Annotated in this window: 10 protein-coding genes; 7 read left to right on the top strand and 3 right to left on the bottom strand. The window is 69.6% G+C overall.

Going from position 1 to position 16,231, the window contains the following annotated elements; all coding sequences use genetic code 11:
* Positions 1-233 precede the first annotated feature (233 nt).
* Both ABZ822_RS06205 and ABZ822_RS06200 read right to left on the bottom strand, forming a co-directional pair.
* Positions 234-1,463, bottom strand: a complete 1,230-nt coding sequence (locus ABZ822_RS06205) for a glycosyltransferase family 39 protein (RefSeq protein WP_360847640.1) — start codon at positions 1,461-1,463, stop codon at positions 234-236.
* Positions 1,464-1,708: 245 nt separating this feature from the next.
* Entirely contained in the window at positions 1,709-6,190 is a 4,482-nt protein-coding gene (locus tag ABZ822_RS06200; RefSeq protein WP_360847637.1) for a DUF6531 domain-containing protein, read from the bottom strand.
* A 161-nt stretch (positions 6,191-6,351) separates the two neighbouring features.
* Here ABZ822_RS06200 and ABZ822_RS06195 point away from each other — a divergent pair, with 161 nt between their 5' ends.
* Both ABZ822_RS06195 and ABZ822_RS06190 read left to right on the top strand, forming a co-directional pair.
* Positions 6,352-7,527, top strand: a complete 1,176-nt coding sequence (locus ABZ822_RS06195) for a DUF6183 family protein (protein WP_360847634.1) — start codon at positions 6,352-6,354, stop codon at positions 7,525-7,527.
* A gap of 155 nt (positions 7,528-7,682) precedes the next feature.
* Positions 7,683-8,909 carry an aminotransferase class I/II-fold pyridoxal phosphate-dependent enzyme gene (locus tag ABZ822_RS06190; RefSeq protein ID WP_360847631.1) on the top strand — a complete coding sequence of 409 codons (1,227 nt, stop codon included), beginning with the start codon at positions 7,683-7,685 and terminating at the stop codon, positions 8,907-8,909.
* Positions 8,910-8,979: 70 nt separating this feature from the next.
* Here the strand turns inward: ABZ822_RS06190 and ABZ822_RS06185 are convergent, their stop codons facing one another.
* Positions 8,980-10,923, bottom strand: a complete 1,944-nt coding sequence (locus ABZ822_RS06185; protein ID WP_360847628.1) for a copper resistance protein CopC — start codon at positions 10,921-10,923, stop codon at positions 8,980-8,982.
* A gap of 310 nt (positions 10,924-11,233) precedes the next feature.
* On the opposite strand from ABZ822_RS06185, the gene ABZ822_RS06180 reads away from it, so the two are divergent.
* The 5 genes from ABZ822_RS06180 to ABZ822_RS06160 all read left to right on the top strand — a co-directional run bounded on the left by ABZ822_RS06180 (position 11,234) and on the right by ABZ822_RS06160 (position 16,146).
* Positions 11,234-11,968 carry a DUF4142 domain-containing protein gene (locus tag ABZ822_RS06180; protein ID WP_360847625.1) on the top strand — a complete coding sequence of 245 codons (735 nt, stop codon included), beginning with the start codon at positions 11,234-11,236 and terminating at the stop codon, positions 11,966-11,968.
* 219 nt (positions 11,969-12,187) lie between these two features.
* The gene (locus ABZ822_RS06175) at positions 12,188-12,430 is read left to right on the top strand and encodes a hypothetical protein (RefSeq protein WP_360847622.1); all 243 of its coding nucleotides are present in this window, start codon (positions 12,188-12,190) and stop codon (positions 12,428-12,430) included.
* A 619-nt stretch (positions 12,431-13,049) separates the two neighbouring features.
* Complete coding sequence (locus ABZ822_RS06170; RefSeq protein ID WP_360847620.1) at positions 13,050-13,592, top strand: DUF2617 family protein; 543 nt, start codon at positions 13,050-13,052, stop codon at positions 13,590-13,592.
* A gap of 81 nt (positions 13,593-13,673) precedes the next feature.
* Positions 13,674-15,458 carry a spermidine synthase gene (locus tag ABZ822_RS06165; protein ID WP_360847617.1) on the top strand — a complete coding sequence of 595 codons (1,785 nt, stop codon included), beginning with the start codon at positions 13,674-13,676 and terminating at the stop codon, positions 15,456-15,458.
* A 37-nt stretch (positions 15,459-15,495) separates the two neighbouring features.
* A complete protein-coding gene (locus ABZ822_RS06160; protein WP_360847614.1) occupies positions 15,496-16,146 on the top strand; it encodes a hypothetical protein in 651 nt (216 codons plus the stop codon).
* Positions 16,147-16,231 lie beyond the last annotated feature (85 nt).

The following is a 16,231-nucleotide window of genomic DNA, read 5'->3' as shown; positions in this document are numbered from 1 at the left end:
CGGCGCCGGTCAGGGACCCGGCGCCCGGAGGGCCAGGGCGTCGTGCCCGGAAACGGCGGCCGCGCAGGGGGAACGAGGCGCGGCGCGTGACCGGAGCCCGCACGTCTGAGGTCCGCACGTCCGCAAGCCCGGGTCTCCGCATGCCAGGACCTCGGTGCCCGAGCTTCGGGACCCGAGTCCCCGGGAGGCCCGACCCCTCGAGCGAAACGGGGCCCGTACGCGGTGAGCCGGACCTACGGCGCCGACACCGCGATCGCCAGCAGATACGTCCCGTAGCACCACGAGAGCCCGGCCAGCGCACCGATCGTCACCACGACGGTGCGCGCCCGGGCTCTCGCCATGCCCACCGCCACCGGCAGCAGCAGCGGGAAGGCGGGCAGCAGGAAACGCGGCTTGCACCCGAAGTACCGTGCGCCGCCGAGGGTGATGACGAGCAGGACACCGCTGTAGACGACGAGGGCGAGCGGCGGCCGGTCCAGCATGAGCAGCACGAACAGCACGATGGCGACCGCGACCACGGCGATCGCCATCGGGTACGGCAGACGCATCGGGCCAAGGACCGTACGGCGTACCGTCTCCCAGCCGTCCTGGCCGAAGTCGAACTTCGAGCCCCAGCCGCGCTGCACCGCGAAGTAGCCGAACAGCGGGCTGCCCTTCCGCCACCCCACCCACAGCACGTAGCCGGCCCAGCCCAGCGGGGCGAGCGCCGCTCCCGCCCAGAGCCGCCAGTCCTGGCGTGCGGAGAGCGAGAGGCTGTCGGGGGCGCGGTTACGCCACAGCTGGCAGATCTGCCATGCGGCGCCGAGCGAGACCGCGGCCGCCACCGCGACACCGTTCGGGCGGGAGAGCCCGGCGAGCGCCGCGAACGTGCCCGCCCACAGCCACCGGCCGGTCAGCGCCGCGTACAGCGCCCAGGCCGCGAAGGCGGTCATCAGCGACTCGGTGTACGCCATCGACTGCACGATCGCGTGCGGCAGCACACCCCACAGGACGACGAGCAGGACCCCGGCGCGGCGGCCCGCCAGCCGCTCGCCCACCGCGTAGATCCCCCACGCCGCCACGGCCGCCGCGGCCCAGGACACCAGCAGCCCGGCCTCGACGAAGCCGAGCGGCACGACAGTTCGCACTCCGCGGACCAGTGCCGGATAGAGCGGGAAGAACGCCAGGTCGCTGTAGATGTACGACGGGTCGGTGCCGTGCAGGACGGTGCCGTAGCCGTGCTCGGCGAGCCGCTCGTACCAGACGGAGTCCCAGGAGCGGCCGAGCAGCTTCCCCGGCTGCTTCCCGGCGTGCCAGGACCACAGCGCCATGACGAGGAGCCCGCACAGACGCAGCGCCGCGTAGATGAGGAGTGCCAGTGCCGCCCGCCGCAGCGCGCTCCGCACCTGCCCGCGCCACCCGGTCCGCAGCCGTACGCGCCGGTCGTCTCTGGCGCGTACGGGCAGGCGGGTGTCGGCTGACACGAAGGCACCTCCGGTGCGGCGCAGCGGGCGGACGCGGAGCCGCCCCCGCGCTGCGCGAGGAGGACCCTGCACCTCCGACCTTGCGCGGCGGCCCTGCCTGCGGCGACTGCTGACGCCCGACGGTGTCCCGAAGTGCACCCCATCGGCCCACGCCCCTGCGCCCGGTCGCATCAGCGGGGGAGGGTCGGCGGGCGGGAGGAGTGGGCGTGTATGGGTGGGCGAGGGGGCGCCTGTTCAATAGAACGCTAGATCGGATAGGCGGTGTGGATATTGCCGTCGCGGATGACCACTTCGACGACGCTGGTCTCCCTGCCACTGCCATTGATACCGACGGGACTGCCGTGGTCGAACCGGTGAAGGTGAGAGTCCTGCCCAGCCCTAGCTCTCGGATTTGGTAGTGCCGGGGTGCCGTCGATCCCTTCCTGGAGACGCCGACCGAGCGCGAAGTCGTCACCGTCCCAGAGAAAGTCGTCGTGGAACTCTCCCGGGATCTGAGGGGCCGGATCCGTGGGGTCCGCGTTCTCCCGTACGCGATCCTGCGCGCCCGGTCCGTGTTGGCCCTCGATGTGGTTCTCGCGCCTCTCCGTGATGCCGTGATTGCCTTCGCAGCTGATCAGCCCCCAGGGATCTGTCCAGTGCAGGGGGTTGAAGACGTAGGAGTGGTGGTTCGCAGCCGGAGCCAGACCCAAGGGGTCCGGGCTGATGTAGCGGGCGTTGTCGGGGTCGTAGTAGCGCCGGAAGTTGTAGTGAAGGCCGCTTTCGGCGTCGTGGTACTGCCCGGGGAAGCGAAGAGGGCACTGGACAACCGCAGTTGTCTCTCGCGCGGTGGGGACTGCAGATCCCCATAGGGTCGTACGGGCTCGCCAGGCGATTCGACCTTCCATGTCGATGAGTTCCGTGGGAGTGCCCACCACGTCCGTCACGATGGCGTAGAAGCGTCGATCGACTTCGTTCTGATCCAACTGCAGTATCGCTCGGTTGGTTCCGGGGGCCCAATCCCAGCTCGTCGTGCCCGCTGAGCTTGACTCTTCCGCTAGGTGGGAGCCGTCCCAGACAAACGCGGACTCCTCGAGTGTCCGACCGTCATCGGATCGCAGACGTTTGCCGACTCGACGCCCGAGCCCGTCGTACATGTACTCCCAGCTGCGTCCGTCCGGTGTAGTGATGGCGACGAGCCGGTCTTCGGCGTCCCATGTGTAGGACCAGTCCAGGCTGCCCCCGGACAAGAGTTTCCGCGTTTGGCGCACCAACCGGCCCTGCGCATCATGAACATAGGTGACGTGTCCGGCCCGGCGTACCAACGTACCGTCATAGATCCGCTCCCCTTGCGGACCAGTTGGTGCCTCAGCGCTGCTCACGTTACCGAAAGCATCGTAGGCATAGCGTTCGGTCCAGGCGTGAGCCGTGACAGATTCCACTCTGCCGACGCGGTCGAGTGCGAGACGGCGCCTGCCGGTCGCCCCGTCCTCGACGGACGCGAGTCTTCCGTCCTGTCCGTACGCGTAGGAACGCTCCACCACGCTCCGTGCGGACGACTCCCCCTCGTCCGTTTGTGGTGCCGTCACCACCTGGCTTGTCAGTCGATGCCCCGCATCCCATTCCTGCCGAAGTACCGTCAGCTCCCCGAGCTGGCGCACGACCTCGTGCCCTGAGACGCCATAGTTGAAGCCGAGAGAATTGTCGGCGATGCGGACTTGGGTGGGACGGTTGTTCTCATCCCAGTCCCAGTGGCTGGTCGCCCCTGAGGGTGTGCGCCGTTCGATACGACGCCCGAGGGCGTCGTACGTGCTGTGAACGGTACGACCGTTGCAATTCTCGAGGACGACCCGCCCCGCCATGTCACGAGTGATTACCAGCGACGTCTCTGGGGTGACCGCTCGGATAAGACGTCCTTCGGCGTCGTAGGAAAATGTCGTGACCGAGTCGCCGGAATGGCGTTCCACGACTCGCCCACGAGCGTCACGGATAAATGTCGTGCACTCTCCTGCGCCGTTGGTGCGCTGGGTTAGGCGGCCAGCCGCGTCGTAGGCGTAGGCGACTGTCCTGCCGTTGAAGTCGACTTCGCGCACGAGTCGTCCCGCTGGGTCGTATGTGTACGACCACACCGCCCCCGTTGCGCCGGTCACCGACGTCAGCCGAAGTTCGGTGTCGTACGTGAAATATACGATCGAGCCGTCCGCTTCGGTGCGCGTACGGGGGAGGTCGAAGTGGGTGAAGGAATGGCTCACGACTTGGCCGTCTACTCCAGCATACCGGAGCGTGTTTCCCTCGCCGTCATAGAGCCAGCTTTCGGAAGTCCCGTCCGAGAACTCCCGATGGGCGAATTTTCCCTCGACGGTCCACGCCGTGCAGGTAGTGCTTCCGTCGGCATCGGTGGATTCGACGATGCGCCCGAAGGCATCTCGACGGAGTCGTGTCGTGTTGCCCATCGGTGCCGTACTGGCGACAGGCAGCCCGAGGGGGTCGCACACGACGTGGTGGGTCGCCCCCAATGCGTTGGTCACTTGGTGCAGTCCACCTGCGGAGTCGTAGGAGAACCGGGTCGTGGCGCCGGATGGGTCGATGGCCTCTGTCGTGCGGCCATGCTCGTTGTAGGCGTAACGGCGCGTGGCGCCTGTCGGAAGGGTGATCTCCGATGGGCGATCGTCCGCGTCGTACCTGACTGTCGTAACAGAGCCGTCGGGCCGCGTGACCGAGGAGAGGTTGCCCCGACCGTCGTAGGTGAATCGGGATGTGTGGCCAAGTGGGTCGGTCCGTGAGAGCAGTCGGTTGTACGGATCCCACGTCGCGTATGTCGTATGGCCGAGCGGGTCGGTCTGGGCAACCACTTGACGGTGTTCGTTGTATCGGTACGTGGTGGTGTGGCCCAGCGAATCGATGTAGCGCGTCTCACGATTCTCGCTGTCGTAGGTGATGGTGCAGGACAGAAATCCGTCCGCGCCTTCGCCCTGGATACAGCGATCTTCATCGTCGTAACGGAAGCGATACCAGGAGCCGTTCCGGTCGGTCCATGAGGTCATACGCGACCGGTTGTCGTAGGTGTAACGAAAGGGCAGGCCGCTCGAGTTGATGACCTCGGCGAGATCTCCGTCTGCGTCGTACGCATAGCGAACGAGCATTGCGCCTTCCGGGCTGCCTTCCGGATTGTGCAGGCACAGCCCGGTCACGCGGCCTTCCTCGGTGTCCACCCGTATGATGCGGCCTCCGGAGTCGCGCACCAAGATGGGGACGCCTTTCTCATCCCGTTCGAAGTCAATGCGGCGCCCGTCGCGGTCGGTCAGCGCCGACAGAGGAAGGGTGAACGCCTCGTCGGTCGGGGTGGGCACACCGAGCGGAGCGAAGTGTCGTGTGTAGCCGGTGGTCGGATCCGTGATCCGAATCGGGGCATCTGGTGAGCCGTCCCAGTCAAGTGGCCAGCGCGGGCCCTCCAATGGCATGACTGATGTGCCCGGTTCGGGGATGGGATAGATGAGGATCATCCCGTCCTCTACCGCGAACACAGCGCCTTCCTCGTCCAACTCGAGACGTTCGTCGAGGGTTGATGCCCACGACTCGCCGAACGAGCGACCAGAACGGTACGTGGAGAGGTGTGTACGCCTCAGGGTGAGCGGGAGGAGCCCTGGAAGTTCCACATCGACTTCATCCATGATCATTTCGCCGGAGACCATGTCGACCGGATCGCCGTTCTTGCAGCGACCTTTGGCCTGCTTGCTTGTCGCCACCGTGTCACCGGCATTGCGCCGCAAGCCGCCCTTGCCCAGCCCTTTCGCCATGGCTTTGAGGCCGCCCTTGCTCGCGGCTTTGATGCCCTTGGCGAGCTTGCCGATCGATGTGATGCCTCTTCCGCCGGGTATGCAGTCCAGCGCGGCGAACGCCACGTCCAGCAGGGTTGCTTGCCCCTTCAGGTATTTATTGATCGTGTCGGCCAGAACCACGAGGGCCGCTACCACCACGATTGCGGCAAGGATCGGGCCGCCGATGATCATGGCGATGATTCCGACGATGGCGACGACTACCTTGCAGACTGCGACAATGGTGTCCCAGTTGTCGGAAACCCAGTCGACGGCGTCTTCCCACCAACTGCGGTTCTGAATGCCTGCATCGGAGGCCTCCTCAAGCTTCTTCTTGCAGGCTGACGCGGCATCCTCGCGGAGTTTTCTCGCATCCGCTGCCATCTTCTTTGCAGCATCGAGGGCCGACTGCGCCCCATCGACGTCGCTTTCGGCGGACGTCCGGGAAGACTTGGCTTCGGTGGCGTTGCGCGTTGCTGCCCGTACCTGATTCTCGTCGGGCCTAGGGTGGTCCAGCTTCTTGCTGTTGTCCTCGTACTCCTTGGCCTTCTTGCTCGCTCGGTCAACCCAGGCATTGGCGTTCTCGAGCCGTCTATGAGCCGCGGTCAGATCATGCTTGGCGGTGCGCCCCTTCTCGAGGGCGCGCAGAGAGTCGCCCTGAGCTTGTTGGAGAAGTGGCCAGTACGTCGACAGGGCGTCCCCGGCGATCTCGTAGGACCTTCGCAGTTTCCCGAGATTCTTCGGGACCTCCTCGAACTCCTCCGTGAACGCATCGGCTGACTTCCCGGCCCACTTCAGGAGTGCGTCGTCGCCCGCCATGCCCTTGATCAGGCGTAGGGCTCCCGCGACATCGTCGGCGAAATCGTGGAGACGTCGTGCGAGACCCCTTACGCGCTCCGGATCACCCGGTACTGGATCTTCGTTCAGATCGAGCACGTGCCAGTCATTCGGCCGGTAACTCATTGCTGTCGCACCCCCGGATACACCAGCTCGCCCCAACGTTCCTGGCCTGCAACGAACTTACTCGATGACACCTGGTACGCCTGCGGGTGTTCCGCCCTCGGGTGCGCAGACAGCGGTCTCGTAGACTTTTCGTCGTGAACGATCACCCTCCATCGCGGGACGGCGAGCCCCCCCACCGCGATCTTCCAGAACTGCCCGAGGTGCCCGATGCCGCGCGGTTGAAGGAGCTGGCCGCGTCGCAGCCGCGGCAGCTGTACGTGCTGGCCGAGCAGTGGTGCGGCGACGGTGCCGTGAGCGCGGTGGGGGTGGCTGCGGCGCTCAGGGCAGTCCGGCGGATCGCCGTCGCCCTTGCCGCCACGCGTTCCTCGGAATGCGCCCAGCTCGCGGCGGACATCACGGGTGATCTCCTCCCTTCCGGTATGCAAGGGCGCGACGACGCCGACGAGGTGCGGCGCGCGGTCGCTACGGAGCTGGCCAGGACACAGCACCTGACCGACCTGGAGCCCCTGTTCACGCACCTGCCCGAGGAGACCGGCGCCTGGGCGCTGGAGGTGCGCGCGTGCATCCTTGGCGAGCTGGCGTTGATCGGTGCCGGAAGCGGCAGGCCGACCCTGGACGCGTATGCCCAGCGGCTGCGGGAACTCGATCACGCCCTCGCGTGGCTGCCCCGCAACCGACTCGACATCGAGCACCGCTTCACCGTGCGCGTCCGCGGGCTGTCCCCGGTCAAGACCCCGGCACAACTGCGCGCCCGACTCCCCGAGGTCCCGCCGACCGCGCGCGGCGCGGAGGCTGGGCGTGCAGCCCATGAGGTTCCGGCGGCGGGGCTGGCACACGCAGCTTGTGCGCCCTTCCGCGCCGGCGGCTGGTCGCGTGAGCCGGAGGCCCGGTTCTTCTCCCTGCCGCGGCCCATCGGCGCCGCCGATTTCGGGATCTCCTTCATCAAGGCACTGCCTCTGGCGAGCATGGAAGGCGAAGGGAGGCGGCGCGGCGAGGCGATCGCCTGCCGGACGACGGCCGACGACGTCCTGAACGCACTGTTCTCGGCGGCGTATCACGGCGGGGTCGACGGCCACCCGCAGCACGGCGCCTACGCCCGTCTCCACGCCTGGCGGAGCCTGTACGCGCTCATGGATCTGCCCGCCGAAACCCCGTTCCTGGACGCGGCCGGTCAAGCGGCCGACCACCGGTGGTTGCGGTGGATGGCGTTCACCGACTGGTTCCACCACGACACGTCGGACCTCGCCTTCGCGGTCCTGGACCCTTCCAGGAGCCGAGCCGCCGTCCTGGCGGCCACGGACACCGAATAGCCGCCCCGCGCCGCGAGAAGAGGGGCCGGAGCAGGCCGGCCGCAAGCTCCGGGTCATGACTTGGACATGCCCGTACGTGGACCGGTCCGGTATGTGCGTGCCTATGGTGATGGCCGGACCACACCCTGGCTGACGGACTCGGGAGAGCAGATCGCATGGTTGCGCAGGAGACGGCCGACGTACGCGGCACCGTGGGCTCGGCGGACTGGAGCCCGGCCGCGCGGGTGCGGCACGTGGGGACGTCGATCTTCACGGAGATGACCGAGCTGGCCCGCAGCACGGGAGCCGTGAATCTGGGCCAGGGCGTGCCGGAGCTGGACAGCCCCGCCGCGCTGCTGAAGGACGTCGCGGATGCCGTGGTGGCGGGGAACAACCAGTACCCGCCCGCCTTCGGCACCCCCGCGCTCCGTGAAGCCGTCGCGGCTCACCAGCTGCGGCGCTACGGGCTCGACTACCGGCCGCAGGACGAGATCCTGGTCACCACCGGCGCGACCGAAGCGCTCGCGTCCGCGCTCCTCGCGCTCTGCGACCCCGGCGACGAGGTGATCGCCTTCGATCCCTGCTACGACGCGTACGCGGCCGATGCCCGTCTCGCCGGTGCCCGGCTGGTCGGAGTGCCTCTGGTCCTCGACGGTGACGGATTTGTCCTCGACGCGGACGCGCTGCGCGCCGCGGTGTCACCCCGCACCCGCGTGCTGCTCCTCAACACCCCGCACAACCCGACGGGCAAGGTGTTCACGTCCGAGGAGCTGGCCGTGATCGCCGACGTGTGCCGCGAGCACGCGCTGACCGTGGTCACGGACGAGGTCTACGAGCACCTGGCGTACGACGGGGCGTGCCACCTGCCCATCGCCACGCTCCCGGGCATGCGGGACCGGACGCTGACGATCTCCTCCGCGGGCAAGACCTTCAGCGTCACCGGGTGGAAGGTCGGCTGGATCTGCGGTCCGGCCCCGCTCGTCAAGGCGGTCGGAGCCGCCAAGCAGTTCCTGACGTACGCCTCGGGCACGCCGTATCAGGAAGCCCTGGCGCGGATGCTCGGGTCGGTGGAGGAGTGGGCCGGGGAGCTGCGTGACACGCTGCGGCAGCACCGGGACCTGCTGAGCGAGGGTCTGCGGCAGGCGGGTCTGCACCCGTACCGGGCGGACGCCGGATACTTCGTGCAGGCGGACGTACGGCCGTGGGGCTACACCGACGGCATGACCTTCTGCCGTGAACTGCCGCAGCGCGCGGGCGTGGTGGCCATCCCGACCTCGGCCTTCTACGTGAGTGACGACGCTCCGGCCTGGCTGGTCCGGTTCTCGTTCTGCAAGCGTGAGGCATCGATCCGCACGGCCGTGGACCAGCTGACGCGGGCACGCTCGGCAGGGCCCACACCGTGACGTCCTGACCCGTCGCGCCCGGCACGGTCCGATCGGCAGGGCTGACGTCGGGGCCGGGGCGGGCCGGGCGTCAGGGGGTGATCTTCACGGTCTTCGAGACGGTGACCTGGTCGATGTCGGAGACGCGGACGGTGGCCTTGATCTTCCACGTTCCGGGGAGGGGGAGGTCGAGGGTGTCACTGCCCCAATAGCCGTGCTGATCGGCGAGTTCGGCATCGAGCGGACCGACGCGCTGCGACGCGAGGGTGAAGGTGAGACGCATCTCGGGAATGGCGGTGACGCTGCCGTCGGGGCCGTAGACCACGGCCTGGACCACGTTCCGGCCGACCCGGCCCGGTTCCAGGGTGATCTGTACCTTGCCGCGCGCGCCCGGGGCGCCCGCGTCGAAGGGGATCATCGTCAGGGAGACGTCGGGCTGTCCGGGCACCCTCGACTTCGGTGGGGCCTCGGTGGCAGCCCGGCCGGGCTCGCTGCCCGTGAGCACGGTCGTCAGCACGAGGACGAGGACGCCGATCAGCACCTCGAGGAGCACGGTCCTGCGCAGGCCGCGCCGCTGCTCGTCCGGGCCGGGCTCGTTCGGGCCGGGCTCGTTCGGGCCCCCCGGGGCCGAACCGGGGCTGACGGAACCTCCGTCGTCCGTGTCCGAACCGGACGTGCCCGAACCGGTCTCCGAACCGGACGTGCCCGAACCGCCCCCGCCCGGCTCAGCATCGGCGGAAGCCACGTGGCTTCCGGCGCCCGCCGCGACCAGCGCCGGCTGCGCCTGGGGCGCTGCCGTACGCACCAGGCGTTCGGTCCAGTTCCGCGAGTGCGACGCCACCGCCAGCATCAGGAGCACGGCACCGGTCTTGAGGGCCAGCACCCTGCCGTACGGGGTGGTGAACGCCTCCAACGTGGTTCCGAGCCCGCGCCAGGACTGGTAGAGGCCGGTGGCCGCGAGGACGGCGACCGCGCCGAGGGCGATGCGGGAGAAGCGGCCCACGGCCGAGGGCGGGAACGGCTCGTCGGCCGTGGCCCGGAACAGCAGGGTGAGCAGCGCGGTCAGCCCGCCCAGCCACACCGCCATGGCGAGCAGATGCAGGACGGAGGAGGCCATCGCCACGGGGACCTGGATCCCGGCGGAGGCGTGATCCGCCGCCGCCCAGGTCGCGGCGAGGCCGATGCCGAGGACGACGCCGGTCGCGACCGTACGCCGGTCGGCCCTCCACTCGCGCCCTCCTCGGCGGAGGAGCAGGGCGACCACCACCAGCAGCGCCAGGCGCACCAGCAACGCGACGCCCGGTCGGCTGTCCACAGTGCGGCTCAGCAGCTGTGGATCGGCCACTCCGGCGGGTCCGTCGCCGCTCGCGTAGGGGCCGCGGAGCAGGAGCAGCGCCGCCGTCGGCAGCAGCAGCGCCCACCACCCGATCAGGAGCGGCCTGCGCAGCGCCCGGGCGGGTGCCCCCGCAGGCAGGCAGGCCAGAGCGAACACGGCGACGCCGAGGAGCAGGGCCAGGCCGCCGTAGGCGGTGTATCGGCCGATGCCGTAGAGCACGTCCACGGTCGGGTCCACGGGCGGTTCGTCGGTGGCCGTGGCCCGGGTCTGCGACGGTTTGCCGACGGAGAAGGTGAAGGCACCGGATATCGCGTGGCTGTCCTCCGAGGTCACCCGCCATGTGACGGTGTACGTGCCCTCACTCAGGTCGTCTGAGAGGGGCACGCGGGCGGTGTCCCCCCGGTCGCCCACGTGCCGCGGGTCGCCCGCGGTCACCGGACGGTTGTCCGGGGCGATCACGCGCAGGGAGCCCTCGGAGAGCGCGACCGATTCGTTGAACGTGACCGTGACCGCGTCCGGCGCGGTCTTCAGCACGGTGCCCTCACGCGGGTCGCTGCTCTTCAGCACCGCATGCGCCGAGGCGGGCGTCGCGCCGCCGAGGAGGACGCCGGCCAGGAGAACGGCCACCGCCAGCAACTGCCTGGCCATGTGACCGCCCTTGCTCGCCCGCTGTCGCGCCACGTCACGCCTCCGGGTCACGTCTCTCCTGCGTCGGACACGTCTGGATCACCCGAACGTACGGGCCCATCCGCCGTTGCGCTCAACCCGGTGTGCTCGACCGCTGTGCCCAACCCGTGTGAGTAGCCGGTGTACTCGTCGGGTGCGAGACGACCGTGCCCGGTACCGTACGGGAGCACGGGCCGGACGCACATGTCCCGAAAGCCCCAGGTCCGCTCGGCTGCGTGACGCACATCACTCAGGACGGGGCGGGATTTGCTCCGTGCAATGATTGTGTCGCGGGTTCCATCCGTACTGCTAGGTGTAAGTGCCGTTCGCAGCAGGAGGAACCATGCGATTCTCACGGGCCAAGGCAGGCACCCTCTTCTTGATCGGCAGCCTGGCGTTGACCCTGGGCGCGCTCATGTACCCCACCATCGGCGGCATCCAGTACACGGCCACCACGCAGGATCGCATCATCGCCAACACCGGGTACGGGCCCATGACCGAGGCCGACCGGGACTTCGTGGTCAAGGTGCGCGCCGCCGGCCTGTGGGAACACCCCCTCGGTCAGCTCGCCATGCAGCGCGGGACGACCAAGAAGATGAAGGAGGCCGGCGAGCACCTGGTCGCCGGACACACCCTGCTCGACGACAGCTGCCGCAAGGTGGCATCCGCGCTGAACATCACCCTCCCCAACGAAGCGTCTCCTCAGCAGCAGCAGTTCGTGGCCACCGTGGAGTCGAAGCAGGGTACGGAGTTCGATTCCACGGCGGTCGACATCATGCGCGTGACGCACGGCCAGATCTACCCGGCCATCGCCAAGATCCGCGCGAGCACCGAGAACAGCCTGGTGCGCCAGCTCGCCAACCAGGCCAACGAGGTCGTCCTCGACCACATGACCTCGCTGGAGAACACCGGCATGGTCAACCACGAGCAGAACAGGCAGCAGGTGACGGCTCCGCCGAACCTCCCCGACGATCAGCTCACCCCGCCCCCGCCCCCGCCCGGTTCGCCGATCCGCAAGCTCACCAAGCCCCAGGGTCTGGGGGACGACTTCTACCGGACGTCTGTCGTCCTGCAGTGACGGCGGCGGTACGTCGCCAAAGGGCTGTCGCACCGAGCGCGGTGAGACGGCGGTCGAGCAGCGGCCGTCCGTAATGGGCAGCTATGTGCCGCTGTGTACCGCACTCCGCCGAACCTCTGGACTTCCTCAACTCTGCTTTGGGTCTCGGGGGCCTGGGCATGACCCCGTCACGCAAGAAGCGGGCCTCGCTTCGGGGGGACTGAAAGGAGAGTGAGGACGATGGCAGTCGCACTGTTCGTGGTCGTGGCCGTGGTCGTGGTGATTGCAGTGATCGCCGGCGCAGGAGGCAGCTCCAGGCGCCCGCGTCGGCGCGGAAGCTGGTGGTCCGGCGGCGGTGGCGGCGTCGGTGGTGGTGGCTGCGGCGGTGGCAGCAGCTGCGGGGGCGGCAGCAGCTGCGGCGGTGGCGGCGGCTGTGGTGGCGGTGGTGGCGGTGGAGGCTGCGGCGGCGGTGGCGGTAGCTGACGCCCGGCGCCCCTCCCGTGCGGACGGGAGCGGCTGACGGCCCGCACCTGTCGCCGCGCGCGCAACGGCACCTGTCGCCGCGCGCACATCGGCATCGGTCACGGCGCGCACATCGGCATCGGTCACGGCGCGCACATCGGCATCGGTCACGGCGCGCACATCGGCATCGGTCACGGCGCGCACATCGGCGTCCGTCAGTGTTCGCGTCACAGCGTCCGTCGCGGATCGCGTCACCGCGTCCGTCACCCATCGCGTCACCCCATCCGTCACAGCGCCCGTCACGGCGCTCACCTCGGAAAACGGGAACGGGACAGCCGCAACTGACCCACGGTTGTGCGGCTGTCCCATGCGGTACGGCATATGCGTCCGGCGGGTTTTCAGGCCCGTCGGACGCTTTTGTTTTGAACAGTTGAACCGTGCGGCCCTCTGGAGGATGGAAACCCGGCGAAGTTGGGTAAAACCGCTGTGGGCCGCGGGCATCTCATGATTTCGTATCCCCCCGGACCCCCACGTGGGCACGAGCCGGCGAGCGAAGCTCCCTCGGTCCCCTCTCCGGGCGAGCCGGCCCACCCGTCACCCATTGCGCGATCACCCCTGCCTGCTTTTGCGGAGCCGACCCATGCTCACCACGCTCAAAACTGCCTATACCGATACCCGTGCCGCCGATCTGGCCTGGGCCCTGGGCCGGGAGCCGCTGCCCGCCCTCGCCGAACTCGAGCTCGAACTCGGATACGTCACGTTGCAGTTGAGACTCCTCGGCGCTTCTCACCAGGTACTCGCCGAGGACTACCACGGACAGTGCTCGGAGACCGTGGCGTGCATGTCGGGCAGCGCCACGCCCCTGCCGCTGGGCATCGACAAGCGCATCGGGGACTGGGACTACGAGTTCGCGGCGCACGTCGAGACGCACTCCGAGGAGTCCTTCGCCGCGCGCGCCCAGGAGCTGCTCGCGCTCGTCGCCGACCATCCGTACGGCCTCGCCGGGACCTTCCCCGGCAGCCCGTACGCGTTCACCGCCCTGCTGGCGCACTGCCGCGAAGGCCGGCTGGCCTGGCGGACCTGGCACGCCTACCCCCAGGAGGGCTCGCTCGTCGCCACCCGCACGCGGATCGGCACACAGGGCACACGGGGCACGCGCGGCGACAGGCCCGCGCCCCCTTGAAAGCGCGCAAGCCGCGCAGAACCCCCAACGCACCCGTGTGGGTGACAGGTCCGCAGAAATGCCTGACGTACCGTTCCCCGCATGATTGATCCGCCCGTGGTCCGCATCCCGCGCGCGGCCGCGCAGCGGGAGCCGCAGGGCCCGGTGGAACTCCCCGTTCCGGAGGGCCTCGGCCGCTTACTGGTCCTGGCTGCGGTGTTCGTGTGCGCGGCCTGCGGGCTGGTCTACGAGCTCGAACTCGTCGCACTGGCCTCGTACTTGTCCGGTGACTCCGTCACCCAGGCGTCCGTCGTGCTGTCCGTGATGGTCTTCGCCATGGGCATCGGCTCGCTGCTCGCCAAGCGGCTGCGGTGGCAGCCGGTCGTGGGGTTCGGCGTGGTCGAGGCCGTGCTCGCGCTGGTCGGCGGCTCCTCGGCGATGGCGCTGTACGCGGCCTTCGCCTGGTTCGGTCACTCCCGCGCGGTGCTCGTCGCGTTCTCCGCCACCATCGGGGTGCTGATCGGGGCCGAGGTACCGCTGCTGATGACGCTCATCCAGCGCATCAGGAAGCAGGACGCGGGCGGCGCCGTCGCCGACCTCTTCGCCGCGGACTACGTGGGCGCTCTCGTCGGCGGGCTCGCCTTCCCCTTCCTTCTGCTGCCGTGCCTGGGCCAGCCGCGCGGGGCCCTCCTGACCGGCGCGGTGAACGCGCTGGCGGGCGGGGTGACGGTGCTGTGGCTGTTCCGCCGCGAACTGACCACCCGCTCACGGTGGTTCCTCCTCGGCGTCAACGTCCTGGTGCTGGCCCTGCTGGCGGGCGGCACCCTCCTCGTCGAGCCCTTCGAACGGGCGGCACGCCGCGCGGTGTACGGGGCCGATGCGAGGGTCGCCGTCCGCACGGGCGCGAGCGAGGTCGTCGTCACGGGGGAGGCGGGCGTCGGAGGGCGCGGGAGTGCCGCGGGCCTCAGGCCCCCGGGCGGGCCCGGCCCGTTCGGCCCGGAAGTGAACGGCGGTGCCGACCCGGGGGACGGCGTGGAGGCGAACGGCCGTGCGGAGCGGCGCAGTTCGGTGACCGCGTCAGGCGACCGCCCCGTGGCGTGGCTGTCGCTGTTCCTCAACGGCCGCCTGCGGGTCAGCGGCCGGGACGCGTTCCGTTACGACGAGGCGCTGGTCCACCCCGCGATGGCCGGGCCGCACCGCCGCGTCCTCGTCCTGGGCGGAGGTGACGGGCTCGCGCTGCGCGAGGTCCTGCGCCACCCCGGCGTCGCGTCGGTGACGCTGGTCGAACCCGACCGGCAGCTCGTGCGGTTGGCCCGCACCGATCCGGGGCTGTCCGCCCTGAACCGGGACGCGTTCGGCGACCGCCGGGTGCGGGTCGTACGGGCCGACCCGTTCGACTGGCTGCGGGGCGCGGCGCGGAGCCACGGCCCGTACGACGTCGTCCTCTCCGACCTGCCCGACCCCGACATCACCGCGAGCACCAAGCTCTACTCGCTGGAGTTCTACGGTCTCGTACGGCGCGTGATGGCCGAGGACGGCCGGTTCGCCGTGCACGCCGGGGCGTTGTCGGTCCGGCCGCGTCAGTTCTGGACCGTGGACGCGACGCTGCGCGCCGCCGGGCTGCGGACCGCGGTCTACCGGGTGGACGGGCGGCTCCCGGCCGTCTCCCGCGGGCCGGACCGTGCGTCCCGGGACCAGCCCCGGGACTGGGGCTTCGTCCTCGCCTCGTCCGACCGCCGGCCCCCGCCTCTGCGGCTGCCGGACGACGGGCCGCGGGTGCGTTCGCTGACGCCCGGTTCGCTGCGCGCCGCCGGACGGGCCGCCGAGGGCGAGCGGGTGACCGGACTGCCCGCGTCCACGCTGATGCACCCGCGCTACCTCGGCTGACGGTGCGTCGGGTGTAGAAACGGGACCCATGGGACACATGCCAGCAATCCGGACCACTTCCCGTTTCTGTGCCGGCGCGATCGCACTGGCCGCGGCGGCCGTCCTCACCGGATGCGCGAACCCGTCCTCCTCCGACTCCCGTGCCGATTCGGCCCCCCGCGCCTGGGACCGCGAACAGGACCGTGCGCCGAGCACGATGCCCGCTCCCGCGTCCACGCCGGAGTCGGTCGAGCACGCCCTGCGCGCGCTCAACACCGCCGATGTGTCCGTGCCCCGCGGCGCGTCCTTCCAGCTCGAGGGGGAGAGGGACGGCCGGGGCAACCGGGTCTGGGAGATCGTCGTCGCGTCGAAGGGCAAGGACCAGAACAACGACGACTACATCGACGAGTACGACGTCACCGTCTCCGGAGACGGATCCGAACTCCTCTCCCGCCACCGGGACGCGACGCCCGACGACGACGTCTCCCGGCTGCGGTTCGCCAGGACGACCGCGCAGCAGGCCGTGCGTCTCGCCTACGCCTACCGGCCCTCCGAACTGAGCTCCCTGGAGATCGACACCCGCGACGACGGCAAGATCGTCTGGCAGGTCACGCAGACCGCACCCGGCGCGGCCGACGACGACTCGGGACGCGTGGTGCTCCTCGACGCCACCACGGGCAATGTCCTGACGTCCGGCGCGGACGACTGAGGACGGCGGGGGTGGCGGAGCCGGCCGGAGACCGCGCGCGGGGTCCGGAGACCACGGAAGTCGGTCGGATGAGGGTGCCTCACGG

Source organism: Streptomyces sp. NPDC047108, assembly GCF_040643575.1.
In the GTDB taxonomy this organism is placed as follows: Bacteria; Actinomycetota; Actinomycetes; order Streptomycetales; family Streptomycetaceae; genus Streptomyces.
Note: the sequence above shows the minus strand (reverse complement) of the source record. Positions and strands in the feature narration are given on the sequence as shown.

Excerpts from the sequence above, each read along its gene's own strand:
- ABZ822_RS06190 (WP_360847631.1), top strand. The coding sequence starts at position 7,683 with ATGGTTGCGCAGGAGACGGCCGACGTACGCGGCACCGTGGGCTCGGCG.
- ABZ822_RS06180 (WP_360847625.1), top strand. The coding sequence starts at position 11,234 with ATGCGATTCTCACGGGCCAAGGCAGGCACCCTCTTCTTGATCGGCAGC.
- ABZ822_RS06175 (WP_360847622.1), top strand. The coding sequence starts at position 12,188 with ATGGCAGTCGCACTGTTCGTGGTCGTGGCCGTGGTCGTGGTGATTGCA.
- ABZ822_RS06170 (WP_360847620.1), top strand. The coding sequence starts at position 13,050 with ATGCTCACCACGCTCAAAACTGCCTATACCGATACCCGTGCCGCCGAT.
- ABZ822_RS06165 (WP_360847617.1), top strand. The coding sequence starts at position 13,674 with ATGATTGATCCGCCCGTGGTCCGCATCCCGCGCGCGGCCGCGCAGCGG.
- ABZ822_RS06160 (WP_360847614.1), top strand. The coding sequence starts at position 15,496 with ATGCCAGCAATCCGGACCACTTCCCGTTTCTGTGCCGGCGCGATCGCA.